This is a genomic window from Mycobacterium sp. NGS68 (genome assembly GCF_059812195.1).
On record NZ_JCALCE010000061.1, the window covers coordinates 1 to 14,290 of the forward strand.

Consider the following 14,290-nt stretch of genomic DNA (forward strand, 5'->3'; position numbering starts at 1 on the left):
AGGGCAACGGCAACATCGGCTTCGGGAACACCGGCAACGGCAACATCGGCTTCAACCTCACCGGCGACAACAAGTTCGGTATCGGCGGGCTGAACTCCGGCACCGGCAACATCGGCTTCGGCAACTCGGGCGACAACAACATCGGCTTCTTCAACTCGGGCAACAACAACGTGGGCTTCTTCAACGGGGGCAACGGCAACTTCGGTTTCGCGAACGCGGGCATGACGAACACGGGAGCCTGGAACGCGGGGACGTTCAGCACGGGCTTTGCGAACGCCGGCTCGTTCGACACCGGATTGTTCAATGCCGGCCAGCAGAACCTGGGCTTCTTCAACTCGGGCGCGGCCAATATGGGCGCCTTCAACTCGGGTCTCTTCAACACGGGCACCTTCAACTCGGGCAGCTACAACACGGGCGGCTTCAACGCGGGCGGCACCAACACCGGCTGGGGGAACTCGGGCTACACCAACACCGGCGCCCTGAACTCGGGCATCCTGAACACCGCGATCGGCAGCGTGGACGTGCACGCCAACACCACCTCGGGCTTCGGCAACACCGGCACGGTCAGCTCGGGCTTCTTCAACGCGGGCACCAGGAGCTCGGGATTCGGAAATCTGGCCAGCTACAGCTCGGGCATCAACAACGCGGGCTCCAACTACGAGGCAGGCATGGGCAACTCGGGCGGTTCCAACGCGGGACTGTTCAACGTCGGCATCAGCCTGGCCGGCATCTCGAACTCGGGCAACGCGAACTCCGGCGTCGGGAACTCGGGCAACGGGCTCTCCGGATTCTTCAATTCGGGCGTCAACCTGGCGGGATTATTCCGATGACCAGCGCGCTCCAAGGATCCGCCAAGGATTCCGCAAGGCCACCCGCGGAGTCTCTCTGCATGTCGTCTTACTCAGCCATTGCTACGGTCCCCGAAGTCGAGGATCTGGAAGCCGTCGCGCACACCGAGGTTCTGGTCGCCGACGAGCGCTGGGACCAGGGCCGCGTCCGCACCGCCATCGACGCCGTCTTTCAGGCCAACCCCGCGCTGGGCACCGTCTTCGAGCCGTTCTTCGGCAGCTGGACGTCGCGCCCGGGCGGCTGGTGGGCGTGGGCGGTGGAGCCGCCCGGAATCACGGTCGAGACCGCCGTCGCGCGGCAGCGCGCGATGTTCGACAAGCGCATCGGCAGGCTGTTCGCCGTGTCCCTGCTGCCCGGATCGCCGGACCGGCTCGTGCTGACCGTGAGCGCCCTGTGCCTGGGCGGCCTGACCTGGCCCACGGTGATCGACGACCTGCTCGCCGCCTATTAGACGCGTTGATAGCATCCAGGCACACCGCGTGTGCTCGGAGGAGGCTGCTTGGCGGGGGTAGAGGGAGAGGCCTTCGGGCGTTACCGCCTGCTTGAGGTGCTGCGCGAGGGCGGCACGGGCACGGTCTATCGGGCGTACGACTCGATGATGAACCGCGAAGTGGCGATCAAGGTGCTCTCGGCGGAGCTGGCCGCCGAGCCGGGCTACGAAGGACGGTTCCGCCGCGAGGTCTCGGTCGCGGCCCAGCTGAACGACCCCAACATCATCCCGGTCTTCGAGGCCGGCGAGATCGACGGCCGGCTGTATCTGGCGATGCCTTACGTCGTCGACGGCATCAACGTGGCGGACCTGCTCCGCCGCGACGGGCCGATGAGCCCGTCGGTGGCGGTGCGGGTGATCGTGCAGGCCGCCGGGGCGCTGGACGCCGCGCACCGGTCCGGGCTGGTGCACGGGGACGTGAAGGCGTCGAACCTGCTCGTCGGCGGCGCGTTCGTGTACGTGATCGACTTCGGGGTGGCCAACACGGCGGCCGATACCGATGCCCGCGACGACATTTACGCGCTCGCCGGCGTGCTCAAGGAGTGCCTGGGCCCGACGATCCCGCCGGAGCTTGCGGAGGTGATCGCGCGCGGCACGGCCGAAGACCCCGACGACCGCTACCAGACGGTCCGCGAATTCTCCATCGCCGCGACGGAGGCGCTGAACCCGACCGTCGCTCCGGAGCCCTCCGAGTCGACCTCCGACGAAACGGAGTTCGGCCGCTATCGGCTCCTGGAATTGCTCGGTCAGGGCGGCATGGGCGCGGTCTACCGGGCCCACGACACCGAGCTGGGTCGCGACGTGGCCGTCAAGCTGCTGCGGCCGGACATGGCCGACGAGCCGGGGTACCAGGAGCGGTTCCGTCGCGAGGCGTTCGCGGCCGGCCGGCTGGCCAGCCCGAACATCATCCCGATCTACGAGGCCGGCGAGGTGGACGGGTGCCTGTACCTGGTCATGCCGGTCATCGACGGCGTCGACCTGCGCGCCGTGCTGGACCGCGACGGGCCGATGAGCCCGCGACGGGCCGTCCGGGTGGTGGAGCAGGTCGCGGCGGCGCTGGATGCGGCGCACAAGTCCGGCCTGGTGCACCGCGACGTGAAGCCGTCCAACCTGCTGACGGTCGGCGACGAATTCATCTACCTGATCGACTTTGGGCTGGTGCACGAGGCCACCGCGGCCCGCCTGACCCGCACCAACATCGCGCCGGGAAGCCCGGCGTACATGGCGCCGGAGCGGTTCAAGGCCGGGACGATCGCCGACGCCCGTTCCGACGTGTACTCGCTGGCCTGCGTGCTCTACGAGTGCCTGACCGGACGGTTGCCGTTCAGCGGCGGGGGCCTGGAGGGCCTGGTCGTCGCGCATCAGCGGGACGAGCCGCCCAAACCCAGCGGCTTCAACCCCGCGATCACCGCCAGTTTCGACGAGGTGATCGCGCGCGGGATGGCGAAGAACCCCGACGAGCGGTACCAGTCGGCGAGCGAACTCGCCGTGGCCGCCCGCGCCGCGCTCAATGACAGTTCGGCCCGCTCGCAGGACGCGGCCGCCGACGTCCTCGAATCCACGCGGGCCGCCGCGCCCCGGCCCGCGCCGGTGTCGTCCGGGTCGGGTGGCAACCGGCGCCGCACCCTGGCCATCGCGGCCGGCGTGGCGGTGGTCGCCCTCGTGGCGGTGGCCGCGTTCCTGGGGCTGTCCAACCATTCCGCGAAGCCGCGGGCCCAGATCGTCCTGCCGTTTACCGGTCTCAACGGGCCCCTCGGCGTCGCGGTGAACGCCAAGGGCGACGTCTTCGTCACCGACACCGGCAACAACCGGGTGCTCGAGCTGGCCGCGGGCGCGACCAGCCAGACCGTCGCACCGTTCACCGGCCTGCAGCATCCGACCGGCATCGCCGTCGACGACGCCGGCAACCTCGACGTCACCGAGCCGCAGGGCAACCGGGTGCTCGAGCTCACCGCGAACGGCCAGACCGTGCTGCCGTTCGCCGGTCTCGCAGAACCCACCGGCGTGGCGGTTTACCACCGCAAGCCCGGCACCGACCGCTTCGTCTACGTCGCCGACGCCCTGCATAACCGGGTGGTGTCGCTGGCCGGGCGCTCCACCGAGGCGCCGCCGCTGCCGCTGAGCGGCCTGGAGCGGCCGTCGGCGGTGGCGGTGGACAACGACGGCGGCCTGTTCGTCATCGACCGGGAGAACGAGCGAGTGCTGAAGCTGCCCTGGACGGCGACCGTCGCCACGGTGCTGCCCTACGCCGTGGGCCGGCCGGACTTCGTGGCGGTCGACGGCGGCGGCGACCTTTTTGTCACCGACAGCCGCGACAACCGGGTGCTGCGGCTGTCCAAGGTCGCGAACACGTCGGTGCCGCTGCCGTTCGACGGCCTCAAGGGCCCCCAGGGCGTGGCGGTCGACGGCGCGGGCAACGTCTACGTCGCCGACGCCGGCAACAACCGCGTGCTCAAACTGCCGCCGGGCTAGCGCGAGAACATCAGCGCGCGCTTGACCTCTTGGATCGCCTTGGTCACCTCGATGCCGCGCGGGCAGCCCTCGGTGCAGTTGAACGTGGTCCGGCAGCGCCACACCCCGTCGACCTCGTTGAGGATGTCGAGGCGCTCGGCGGCGGCTTCGTCGCGGCTGTCGAAGATGAACCGATGGGCGTTGACGATCGCCGCCGGACCGTAGTAGCTGCCCTCCTGCCAGAACACCGGGCAGCTGGTGGTGCAGCACGCGCACAGGATGCACTTGGTGGTGTCGTCGTAGCGCGCGCGGTCCGTCGGGCTTTGGATCCGTTCCCGAGTCGGCGGATTGCCGCTCGTGATCAGGTACGGCTTCACCGCGCGGTAGGCGTCGAAGAACGGCTCCATGTCGACCACGAGGTCCTTCTCGACCGGCAGCCCGCGGATCGGCTCGACGGTCACCGTGAGCTGCTTGCCCTCTTTCTTGGGTAGCAGGTCGCGCATCAGCACCTTGCACGCCAACCGGTTCTTGCCGTTGATCCGCATGGCGTCCGAGCCGCAGACCCCGTGCGCGCACGAGCGCCGGAAGGTCAGCGTGCCGTCCAGGTAGCCCTTGACGTAGATCAGCAGGTTGAGCAGGCGGTCGCTGGGCAGGCACGGCACCCGAAAGCTCTGCCAGCCACCGGTTTCGGCGAAGGCCTCGGGATCGTCGGGGTTGAACCGGGCGATCTTCAGCGTCACCATCACCGCGCCGTCCGGGACCGGCGGCAGGGCCCGCGCCGGCGCTTCCGTGATTACGTCGACGCCCGCCTCGACCGTGGCGGCGGGGTCCGCGGGCTCGTCTGAGGCCATCAGTACTTCCGTTCCTTGGGCTCGTAGCGGGTCTGCACCACGGGTTTGAACTCCAGTTCGATATCGCTGAGCAGGTCGGTGCCCCGCTTGTAGGCCATGGTGTGCCGCATGAAGTTGACGTCGTCGCGGTTCGGGTAGTCCTCGCGGGCGTGGCCGCCGCGGGATTCCTTGCGGTTCAGCGCGCCCACCACCGTGACCTCGGCCAGCTCCAGGAGGAAGCCCAGCTCGATGGCTTCCAGCAGGTCGCTGTTGAAGCGCTTTCCCTTGTCGTGCACGGTGATTCGGGAATACCGCTCCTTGAGCGCGTGGATGTCGGTGAGCGCCTGCTTCAGCGTCTCCTCGGTGCGGAACACCGCCGCGTTGTTGTCCATCGACTGCTGCAGGGCGCCGCGGATGTCGGCGACGCGCTCGTCGCCGTGCTCGGAGAGGATGTCTCTGACCCAGCCGACTACCATCGCCGCCGGGTCCGGCGGCATGTCCACGAAGTCGTGGCCCCGCGCGTAGTTGGCCGCGGAAATGCCGGCGCGGCGGCCGAACACGTTGATGTCCAGCAGCGAGTTGGTGCCCAGCCGGTTGGCGCCGTGCACCGAGACGCACGCGCACTCGCCGGCCGCGTACAGGCCCGGGACGGTAGAGGTGTTGTCCTGCAACACCTGTCCGGCGACGGTGGTCGGAATGCCGCCCATCACGTAGTGGCAGGTCGGGTAGACCGGAACCAGCTCATGCACCGGGTCCACGCCCAGATAGGTGCGGGCGAACTCGGTGATGTCGGGCAGCTTGGCCTCCAGCACGTCCTCGCCGAGGTGGCGGACGTCGATGTAGACGTAGTCCTTGTTGGGACCCGCCCCGCGGCCCTCCAGCACCTCCAGCACCATCGAGCGGGCGACGATGTCGCGGGGCGCCAGGTCGACGATCGTCGGCGCGTAGCGCTCCATGAAACGTTCGCCGTCGGCGTTGAGCAGCCGACCGCCCTCGCCGCGCACGGCCTCGGAGATCAGGATGCCCAGGCCGGCCAGACCGGTCGGGTGGAACTGGTGAAATTCCATGTCCTCCAACGGAAGTCCCTTGCGGAAGACGATGCCGATGCCGTCGCCGGTCAGGGTGTGCGCGTTGGAGGTGGTCTTGTACATGCGGCCCGAGCCGCCGGTGGCCAGCACGACGGCCTTGGCGTGGAACACATGGACATCACCCGTCGCCAACTCGTAGGCGACCACGCCGGTCGCCACCGGGCCGGTCGGCGTCTGGGTGAGCACCAGGTCGAGCGCGTAGAACTCGTTGAAGAACTCCACGTCGTGCTTGACGCAGTTCTGGTACAGCGTCTGCAGGATCATGTGGCCGGTGCGGTCGGCCGCGTAGCACGCCCGGCGGACCGGGGCCTTGCCGTGGTCGCGGGTGTGCCCGCCGAAGCGGCGCTGGTCGATGCGGCCCTCGGGGGTGCGGTTGAACGGCATCCCCATCTTCTCCAGGTCGAGCACCGCGTCGATGGCTTCCTTGCACATGATCTCCACCGCGTCCTGGTCGGCGAGGTAGTCGCCGCCCTTGACGGTGTCGAACGTGTGCCACTCCCAGTTGTCGTCCTCGACGTTGGCCAGCGCGGCGCACATGCCGCCCTGCGCGGCGCCGGTGTGGCTGCGGGTGGGATACAGCTTGGTCAGCACCGCGGTCCGGACACGCGGACCCGCTTCCACCGCGGCCCGCATTCCGGCACCGCCCGCGCCGACGATCACCACGTCGTATCGGTGTTGCTGGATCACTGTTCAGGCTCCGATATTCGGGTCGAAGGTCACGATCACATAGGTGCCCAGTACCAACGTGATTCCCATCGCCAGCAGCAGCACACTGTTGAGCCAGAACCGGGTGACGTCCTTACGGCTGTAGTCGTCGATGATGGTGCGCAGCCCGTTGCCGCCGTGCAACTGCGCCAGCCACAGCAGCGAGATGTCCCAGAACTGCCAGAACGGCGACGCCCAGCGCTGCGCCACGAAGTTGAAGTCGAGGCGGTACACGCCGCCGTCCCACATCAGCATGATGAAGATGTGCCCGACGGCCAGGGCCACCAGCGCCACCCCGGAGAACCGCATGAACAGCCAGCCGAACTTCTCGAAGTTGGGGATGCCGGCGCGCCGGCGCGGCGAGCGGGGATTGTCGAGGCTGGCGGGGCGGTCATGGCTGCGCTGGCGCACCGGGGCGATGTCGCCCCGACCGAGCTGCAGGTCATTGCTCATCGGATGTGCTCCGTGATGTGGATGCCGACGACCACGCCGGCGGCGACCAAACACATCAGGAAGACGACGGCGATCACCCCCAGCATCAGCCGCTGGTAGCGCGGACCTTCGGACCAGAAGTCGATCAGGATGATCCGGATTCCGTTCAGCGCGTGGAAGAGCACCGCGGCCACCAGGCCGAACTCCATCAACCCGACGACGGGGTTCTTGTACGTTCCCAGCACCGCGTTGTACGTCTGCGGGCTCACCCGCAGCATCGCGGCGTCCAGCACGTGGACGAACAGGAAGAAGAAAATCGTCGCGCCGCTGATGCGGTGCAGCACCCAAGCCCACATTCCGGGATCGCCCCGATACAGGGTCCGAGGTGGCCGCCGCTTGCGCGATGACGCTGGTACGTCCGCGGTTGTCGCCGTAATCCTCACCGCCTTCAAGACAGTCCGTCACCCGGGCAATCGAGCTTAGCTCGGGTGGGGAAGCGCGTGGTACCGATCGGCGCGATGGAAATCGTGTGTCGCCACGGGGTTAGGGTGGGCTTGCTTGGATCGGCGCGTGGGTGATCGGGGTTACGGAATGTCGGATGTGGACTGGAATGTCCTGCGGGACAAGGCGGTCGAAGCCTGTGCCGGCGCCTATGCGCCTTATTCGCAGTTTCCGGTGGGTGCCGCCGCGCTGGTGGACGACGACAGCGTGGTCACCGGATGCAATGTGGAGAATGTCTCATATGGCCTCGGTCTCTGCGCCGAATGCGGTGTGGTGTGTGCCCTGTACGCGAGCGGCGGCGGCCGGCTGATCGCGCTGTCCTGTGTCGACGGGGACGGCTCGCCGCTGATGCCCTGCGGGCGCTGTCGTCAACTCCTGCTGGAGCACGGCGGTCCCGAGCTGTTGATCGACCACGCAGGCGGGCCGCGCCCGCTCGGCGAGTTGCTGCCCGACGCCTTCGGCCCCGACGACCTCGCCCGCCGGGAACGTCCTTGAGCGGCACCGCATTCGACGCGCCGACGGTGATCCGGACCAAGCGCGACGGCGGCAGGTTGTCCGATGCGGCCATCGACTGGGTCATCGAGGCCTACACCGACGGCCGGGTGGCCGACGAGCAGATGTCGGCACTGCTGATGGCGATTGTCTTGCGCGGCATGGACCGCGGCGAGATCGCCCGGTGGACGGCGGCGATGCTGGCCTCCGGCGAGCGGATGGACTTCAGCGACCTCGGGGTGGCGACCGTGGACAAGCATTCGACCGGCGGGGTCGGCGACAAGGTCTCGATCCCGGTGGTGCCCGTCGTCGTGGCATGCGGTGCCGCGGTGCCGCAGGCCGCGGGCCGGGGGCTCGGCCATACCGGCGGCACGCTCGACAAGCTGGAGGCCATACCCGGGTTCACCGCCGACATCCCCAACAAGCAGGTGCGCGAACAGCTCCGTGACATCGGCGCCGCGATCTTCGCCGCCGGTGAGCTGGTGCCCGCCGACGCCAAGCTGTACGCGCTGCGCGACATCACCGCCACCGTCGAGTCCCTGCCGATGATCGCCAGCTCGATCATGAGCAAGAAGCTGGCCGAGGGGGCCGGCGCGCTGGTGCTCGACGTGAAGGTCGGCTCGGGGGCGTTCATGGACTCCGAGGCGGCCTCCCGCGACCTGGCGCACACCATGGTCGAGCTGGGCACCGCCCACGGCGTGCCCACCCGGGCGCTGCTCACCGCCATGGATACGCCGTTGGGACTTGCGGTCGGTAACTCGCTCGAGGTGGCGGAGTCGCTGGACGTGCTGGCCGGCGGGGGCCCGCCCGACGTGGTGGAGCTGACGCTGCGGCTGGCCGGCGAGATGCTTGAGCTCGCCGGGGTTGACGGCATCGATCCCGCGCAGACGCTGCGCGACGGCACCGCGATGGACCGGTTCCGCCGGCTGGTGGCCGCGCAAGGTGGCGATTTGTCCCAACCGTTGCCGATTGGTAGGTATTCGGAAACCGTGACGGCGGGTCGGGGCGGCACAATGGGCGACATAGACGCGATGGCAGTGGGGCTGGCGGCATGGCGGCTCGGTGCGGGCAGGTCCCGGCCGGGTGAGCGGGTGCAGTCGGGCGCCGGCATCCGGCTGCACCGTCGTCCCGGCGCGCCCGTCGCCGCCGGCGAGGCGCTGTTCACGCTGTACACCGATACCCCCGAACGTTTCGCCGCCGCCCTGGAAGAGCTGGACGGCGGTTGGAGTGTGGGGGACGGGCCGCCCGTCGAGCGCCCGCTGATCATCGATCGGATCACCCGATGACGTCGTTGAGTCTCGAGTCGATCCGCCAGGCGCCCAAGGCCCTGCTGCACGACCACCTCGACGGCGGGCTGCGTCCGGCAACGGTGCTGGAGATCGCCGGACAGGTCGGCTACGACGGGCTGCCCGCCACCGACGTCGACGAGCTCGCGACCTGGTTCCGCACCCAATCGCACAGCGGATCGCTGGAGCGCTACCTGGAGCCGTTCTCGCACACCGTGGCCGTCATGCAGACGCCCGACGCGCTGTACCGCGTCGCTCACGAGTGCGTCGAGGATCTGGCCGCGGACTCGGTGGTGTACGCCGAGATCCGGTTCGCTCCCGAGCTGCACATCAACGAGGGGTTGTCGTTCGACGAGGTCGTCGACGCCGTGCTGGAGGGCTTCATCGCCGGCGAGCGCGCCTGCGCCGCGGCGGGCCGCCCCATCAAGGTGCGGTGCCTGGTCACCGCGATGCGCCACGCCGCGATGTCACGCGAGATCGCGGAGCTGGCGATCCGCTTCCGCGACGAGGGGGTCGTCGGTTTCGACATCGCCGGCGCCGAGGCCGGCCACCCGCCGACCCGGCACCTGGACGCGTTCGAGTACATGCGAGACCACAACGCGCGCTTCACGATTCATGCCGGCGAGGCGTTCGGGCTGCCGTCCATCCACGAAGCCATCGCCTTCTGCGGCGCCGATCGGCTAGGTCACGGCGTGCGCATCGTCGACGACATCGAAGTTGTTGAGAATGGCGTCGAGGGTCGCACTGTGTCGCTGGGCAGGCTGGCATCGATATTGCGGGACAAGCGCATTCCGCTGGAACTGTGCCCCAGCTCGAACGTGCAGACCGGGGCCGTCGCGAGCATCGCCGAGCATCCGTTCGACCTGCTGGCCCGGTCGCGGTTCCGGGTCACCGTCAACACCGACAACCGGCTGATGAGCGATACCACCATGAGCCTCGAAATGCTGCGTCTGGTGCAGGCATTCGGCTACGGCTGGAGCGACTTGCAACGGTTCACCATCAATGCGATGAAGTCCGCGTTCATTCCGTTCGACGAGCGGCTGGCGATCATCGACGAGGTGATCAAGCCGCAGTACGCCGTCCTGATCGGCTAGGCGCATTTAGAATCCTTTCGCGCATTTAGAATCCTTCAAGGATCCGATGACAACGTGGTGCGACCCGGAGGGCCCGGCACCCACGAGCGTCATCAGGAATCCGCAATGTTGTCTGACAAGTTGTCTCATTCCTCGCAAGTCCGCCTGTCGCACCACGTCTTCGAGCTGGAAGACGGGCACCGCGTCGGCCTGACGGTAGGCGGCCGGGGCATCCCCCTGGTTTTCATGCACGGTCTGGCGCTCAACCAGCGGACCTACCACGACATGCTGCGCCAGCTGGCCGCGCTGGGCTTCCTCGTCGTCGCGATCGACGCCCCCGGTCACGGCCACACCGACGACCTGGGCCCCGGCCGTTGGCACATAGGCGATTTCGCCGCACTCGCCCTGCGCGCCGTCGAGGCCCTGGGCATTACCCAGGCGGTCTTCGTCGGGCATTCCATGGGCGGCCGCATGGTGATCGAGCTTGCGGCGCGGGCACCCGAGCGGGTGCTGTCCGCTGTGCTGCTCAACCCCGCCGCGGGGGCCTGGTTCGACCAGCTGCTGGCCGACCTCGCCGGGCCCGCGCCGCGAAACCTGCGCGCGCTGCTGGGATTGGTGCGCGGCACCGGCTCTGACCTGGGCGGCGTGAGCATGGCGCGCACCGGGCACTGGGTGCGCTGCGTGACGAGCGCGGTGGCGGACAACTTCCGGCACCCGATGGGGATCGTCCGCGGCCTGCGGGCCCTGCTGCTGTCGACGGATTCGACGACGCGGCTGCGTACGATGCGCGCGCACGCCATCCCGACGATGGTCCTGCACGGCGACGACGACTTCATCGTGCCGTTCGAGACCGCGGCTCACGTCGCCGAGGACTCCGGCGGCACGCTGTACCCGCTGTACGGCGCGGGCCACTCCTGGATGATCGCCGACCCGCAGCAGGCGGCCGACGCGCTGCGGCACCTGATCGCCGGCGAGCTGGGCGACGCCTTGGATCTGGCGGCCGACGGTCTGGGGATACGGGATTGGCGCGACGGCGCCGTCTGGGAGCGCGCGCTGATCGCCCCGCATGCCCTGCTGCGGCGCCTCGGCGGCCTGTCCGTGGCGGACCAACCGGCGCCGGTGCGGCATCTGCGACCGGCCGTCTGATTTCAGCGCCGCTCGTAGACCATCACGCGGTCGCGCTGGCCCCACCACAGCACGGGTTGGTGGGCGTCGACCTCGGTCCATTCGGTGTCGAGTAGCTCGTGCAGCCGGTCGTCGCCGGTGCCGCCGCCCTTGCCGTCGCCGACGTAGATGACGCGCCCTCCTTTGTAGGCCGTGAGCGTGCGGGTGCCGACGTCCTGCTCGTGCGGGGGCCACGAGAGGAACAGCGTGCGGTCCGGGTGCGACGCCACCGCGTCGGCGCAGTCCATGGCGGTGACCTCGGCGTAGAGGTCGTCGCCGTGCCAGCCGTTGGTGACGAGCTCCGCGCCCGGGTGCAAGTCGTAGCAGACGACGTCCACGCCCGCCTGGTTCAGCAGGTAGGCCCAGTAGCCCGTGCCCGCCATCGGGTCGACCAGGCCGCCGCGCGCATGCCCGGCCACAAACGCCACCGTGTCGGGGTCGGGGATGGTCCAGCAGTATCTGCGGGCCAGCCTCAACCGGTTCGGCGTGCGGGCCAGGCACTCCTCGATGCTGAGGTCCAGCCGGAACTCGCCGACCACCGGGATGCCCCGGAGGCTGTCGGGTTCGACGCAGTCCTTGACCGCATCCCAGTAGGGATTGTCGATGGCCACTTCAGCACAGTGCCATCCCTCGCGACGAATGTCGCGCCGAGCGCCCGATCAGGGCACGAGGTCCCAACCCTGCTCCGGCGCCCCATTGCAGAAGCGGGTAGACACCAAATTGCCCGGCGCCGCGCCGCCGCGAATGCTGAGGCAGGGACCCAGGAACGCCGTGATCTGGCCGTTGGGCTTGATGTTCCAACGTTGACTGTCCCAACAGGCCGCCAGGGGCACCCTCCAACCGTCGTCGTCGGGGTGCAGGCATCTTCCGGGGAAGGCGACGCTCTCGAGCTTCCCGTCGGGCGTCAGGTTCCAGCGCTGGAAGTCTGTGCCATTGCAGGGGTTGACCAACGCGGGGTTTACCCAGTTGCCCGTCGAGGCGTCCAGGCACAGATCGCCCGCTCGGCTCTTCACCTCAACCGGACCGTCGGCGCTCGCCGTACCGGCGTTCGTCGCCGAGACACTCAAGGCAACGGTGACCACAACAACGGTCCGGCGGAGCGTGCTCATCAATCGCGATTCATGCATCTTGGCTCCATCTTTGGTTTGCCATAAGCGTCAAACCCTATCTAGCTGGCGGCATTTGCGCCCGGGTTTGCGCGCAGCGAGAACGGCGGGGCTTCGTCGTCGGGCGGGGCCGTCGGGAGCATTACTGCACCGGCAGTTTCAGCACCTTGTGGGAGCCGGCGACGTAGACATTGCCGGTGTTGTCCACCGCCACACTCGAGGGCCCGCTTAGGCCGGTGAAGGGAAGCACTTCCGGGCTGGTCGAGCCGGCGTTCAGCTTCAGTACCCGGCTGCTGAAAAGGTCGGCGACATAGAGGGTGCCGGCGCTGCCGACCGCTATACCGGTAGCTCCGGCGAGTCCGGCGACGGGCACCATCTGCTGGGCTGATGCCCCCGCCGCCAGCTTCAGTACCCTGTGATTGCCGAGGTCGGTGACGAAGACGGTGCCGCTGCCGTCCACCGCCACCCCTTCAGGTCCTTGGAGTCCGTTGAAGGGCAGCACTTCCCAGGTGGACGCACCCGCCGCCATCTTTAGCACCCGGTTGTTGTTGGTGTCCGCGACGTAGAGGGCGCCGGTGCTGTCCACCGCCACACCCATGGGCGTACTGAGGCCGGTGAAGGGCAGCACTTCCGGCGCGGACGCGCCCGCCGCCAGCTTGAACACTCGACTATTGGCGCCATAAGCGTCGCCGCACGTGACGTAGAGAGTGCCCGTGCCGTCCACCGCCACACCCCTTGGAGAATTGAGGCCGGTGAAGGGCAGCAGTTCCGGGGCGGGGCTGCCCGCCGCCAGGTGCAACACCCGATTGTTATTCAGGTCGGCGACGTAGAGGCCGCCGGAGCGATCCACCGCCACGCCCGGCCCGTCGCCGATGCCCGTAAACGGCAGCACCACCTGAGGGCCATAGCCACGCGCGACCGACTGCGACGGCTGGCTCTTGGTAACGGCGGGAATGCCGACCGCCGCAACGAACACGGAGAACACGGCCATAACGCCGGCGACGAGCGCGATGGTGCGCCGACTAACCCTTGTCGAGGCATCGAGCGCCTCCGCCGCTACCCGGCGCCCGACGAACTCGGTGATCAGGTAACTACAGGTGGCGGCCAGAACGCCGCAAGAGGTCACCACGATCAGGAACCGCGGGATGAACGCAGCGTTGACCATGCCGTATAACGTCGTCGACAGCGCCGCACCGACACCCCACAGCAGGAGGTCAACCACGGCGACGCGCCAAGGGGTCAGAACGATGTTGCGCCGAAGCGCAACCGCGATCCGCCGGCCTGTCAGATAGGTGCCCAGTCCCAACGCAATGGCGACATAGAGCGGTATGGCCCCGAACGTGATCCACATTGGCGCGTCTTCCAACACGCTCGGCTCGGTAATGGTGACGGTCAGTAACAGCACAGCGACGCCGAGGCCGATCAGGTTCGCCGAGAGGATGAGCGCCGTCAAGATGGTCTGCGCGTACCTCCGGGTAGTTTCGGCCTGAGCCGGCGGCGTGGCCGTGACGGTGGCGGGCTGCTCCATCACTGCAGCGGGTGCGGGTTGGGTCTGTCGGATGCGTGTCGGGTTGGCGGCGGGGATGGGTTCGGTGATGGCGTTGCGGGCGGCGTTGGCGAGTTCGACGGTGGTGGTGTAGCGGTGGTCGGGGTCTTTGGCCATGCCGGTGGCGATGACGTCGTCGACGGAGGCGGGCACGTCGGGTCGGGTGATGGAGGGCCGTGGGGGCGGGGCGCTCATGTGGGCCATGATCAGCCGGGGCATGGTGTCGGCGTTGAAGGGTGGTTCGCCGGTGAGGCATTCGTAGAGCACGCAGGCCAGG

13 protein-coding genes and 1 pseudogene are annotated in these 14,290 nt (G+C 68.5%); 7 read left to right on the top strand and 7 right to left on the bottom strand.

The features are described from left to right. The 3 genes and pseudogenes from AC5Y5V_RS30650 to AC5Y5V_RS30660 form a co-directional block, all read left to right on the top strand. Positions 1–830, top strand: a pseudogene (locus AC5Y5V_RS30650) (PPE family protein); the annotation flags it as partial. A 59-nt stretch (positions 831–889) separates the two neighbouring features. Beyond that, on the top strand, positions 890–1,300 hold the full coding sequence (locus tag AC5Y5V_RS30655) for a condensation domain-containing protein (protein WP_499942741.1): 411 nt from the start codon (positions 890–892) through the stop codon (positions 1,298–1,300). A gap of 48 nt (positions 1,301–1,348) precedes the next feature. After that, complete coding sequence (locus AC5Y5V_RS30660) at positions 1,349–3,811, top strand: serine/threonine-protein kinase PknD (RefSeq protein ID WP_499942743.1); 2,463 nt, start codon at positions 1,349–1,351, stop codon at positions 3,809–3,811. Here AC5Y5V_RS30660 and AC5Y5V_RS30665 read toward each other — a convergent pair. From AC5Y5V_RS30665 to sdhC, 4 genes are read right to left on the bottom strand one after another with little or no spacing between them, the layout of a single operon-like run. Continuing rightward, positions 3,808–4,641 carry a succinate dehydrogenase iron-sulfur subunit gene (locus AC5Y5V_RS30665; RefSeq protein ID WP_499942744.1) on the bottom strand — a complete coding sequence of 278 codons (834 nt, stop codon included), beginning with the start codon at positions 4,639–4,641 and terminating at the stop codon, positions 3,808–3,810. The two genes, AC5Y5V_RS30660 and AC5Y5V_RS30665, sit on opposite strands and share 4 nt — an antisense overlap. Then, positions 4,641–6,395, bottom strand: coding sequence for a succinate dehydrogenase flavoprotein subunit (gene sdhA, locus AC5Y5V_RS30670; RefSeq protein ID WP_499942745.1), 1,755 nt, complete (start codon positions 6,393–6,395; stop codon positions 4,641–4,643). The genes AC5Y5V_RS30665 and sdhA overlap by 1 nt, the downstream gene beginning before the upstream one ends. Positions 6,396–6,398: 3 nt before the next feature. Continuing rightward, on the bottom strand, positions 6,399–6,866 hold the full coding sequence (locus AC5Y5V_RS30675) for a succinate dehydrogenase hydrophobic membrane anchor subunit (RefSeq protein ID WP_499942747.1): 468 nt from the start codon (positions 6,864–6,866) through the stop codon (positions 6,399–6,401). Next, positions 6,863–7,201: a succinate dehydrogenase, cytochrome b556 subunit gene (sdhC, locus tag AC5Y5V_RS30680; protein WP_499942748.1), complete on the bottom strand. Its 339-nt coding sequence runs from the start codon at positions 7,199–7,201 to the stop codon at positions 6,863–6,865. Before sdhC ends, AC5Y5V_RS30675 begins: the two co-directional genes overlap by 4 nt. Before the next feature lie 235 nt (positions 7,202–7,436). Here sdhC and AC5Y5V_RS30685 point away from each other — a divergent pair, with 235 nt between their 5' ends. The 4 genes from AC5Y5V_RS30685 (at position 7,437) to AC5Y5V_RS30700 (ending at position 11,343) form a co-directional block, all read left to right on the top strand. After that, positions 7,437–7,841 carry a cytidine deaminase gene (locus AC5Y5V_RS30685; RefSeq protein ID WP_499942749.1) on the top strand — a complete coding sequence of 135 codons (405 nt, stop codon included), beginning with the start codon at positions 7,437–7,439 and terminating at the stop codon, positions 7,839–7,841. After that, on the top strand, positions 7,838–9,124 hold the full coding sequence (locus AC5Y5V_RS30690) for a thymidine phosphorylase (RefSeq protein WP_499942750.1): 1,287 nt from the start codon (positions 7,838–7,840) through the stop codon (positions 9,122–9,124). Before AC5Y5V_RS30685 ends, AC5Y5V_RS30690 begins: the two co-directional genes overlap by 4 nt. Then, the gene (locus AC5Y5V_RS30695; protein WP_499942752.1) at positions 9,121–10,218 is read left to right on the top strand and encodes an adenosine deaminase; all 1,098 of its coding nucleotides are present in this window, start codon (positions 9,121–9,123) and stop codon (positions 10,216–10,218) included. The genes AC5Y5V_RS30690 and AC5Y5V_RS30695 overlap by 4 nt, the downstream gene beginning before the upstream one ends. A 105-nt stretch (positions 10,219–10,323) precedes the next feature. After that, positions 10,324–11,343 carry an alpha/beta fold hydrolase gene (locus AC5Y5V_RS30700; RefSeq protein ID WP_499942753.1) on the top strand — a complete coding sequence of 340 codons (1,020 nt, stop codon included), beginning with the start codon at positions 10,324–10,326 and terminating at the stop codon, positions 11,341–11,343. A 2-nt stretch (positions 11,344–11,345) separates the two neighbouring features. Here AC5Y5V_RS30700 and AC5Y5V_RS30705 read toward each other — a convergent pair whose 3' ends face one another. The 3 genes from AC5Y5V_RS30705 to AC5Y5V_RS30715 all read right to left on the bottom strand — a co-directional run. Then, a complete protein-coding gene (locus AC5Y5V_RS30705) occupies positions 11,346–11,972 on the bottom strand; it encodes a hypothetical protein (RefSeq protein WP_499942755.1) in 627 nt (208 codons plus the stop codon). A gap of 48 nt (positions 11,973–12,020) precedes the next feature. Then, on the bottom strand, positions 12,021–12,488 hold the full coding sequence (locus tag AC5Y5V_RS30710) for an RICIN domain-containing protein (RefSeq protein WP_499942757.1): 468 nt from the start codon (positions 12,486–12,488) through the stop codon (positions 12,021–12,023). A 121-nt stretch (positions 12,489–12,609) separates the two neighbouring features. Beyond that, positions 12,610–14,290: hypothetical protein (locus AC5Y5V_RS30715; RefSeq protein WP_499942759.1), on the bottom strand; the 1,681-nt coding region annotated here is incomplete at its 5' end.

Excerpts from the sequence above, each read along its gene's own strand:
- AC5Y5V_RS30655 (WP_499942741.1), top strand. The coding sequence starts at position 890 with ATGTCGTCTTACTCAGCCATTGCTACGGTCCCCGAAGTCGAGGATCTG.
- AC5Y5V_RS30665 (WP_499942744.1), bottom strand. The coding sequence starts at position 4,641 with ATGGCCTCAGACGAGCCCGCGGACCCCGCCGCCACGGTCGAGGCGGGC.
- AC5Y5V_RS30675 (WP_499942747.1), bottom strand. The coding sequence starts at position 6,866 with ATGAGCAATGACCTGCAGCTCGGTCGGGGCGACATCGCCCCGGTGCGC.
- sdhC (WP_499942748.1), bottom strand. The coding sequence starts at position 7,201 with ATGTGGGCTTGGGTGCTGCACCGCATCAGCGGCGCGACGATTTTCTTC.
- AC5Y5V_RS30685 (WP_499942749.1), top strand. The coding sequence starts at position 7,437 with ATGTCGGATGTGGACTGGAATGTCCTGCGGGACAAGGCGGTCGAAGCC.
- AC5Y5V_RS30695 (WP_499942752.1), top strand. The coding sequence starts at position 9,121 with ATGACGTCGTTGAGTCTCGAGTCGATCCGCCAGGCGCCCAAGGCCCTG.
- AC5Y5V_RS30700 (WP_499942753.1), top strand. The coding sequence starts at position 10,324 with ATGTTGTCTGACAAGTTGTCTCATTCCTCGCAAGTCCGCCTGTCGCAC.
- AC5Y5V_RS30710 (WP_499942757.1), bottom strand. The coding sequence starts at position 12,488 with ATGCATGAATCGCGATTGATGAGCACGCTCCGCCGGACCGTTGTTGTG.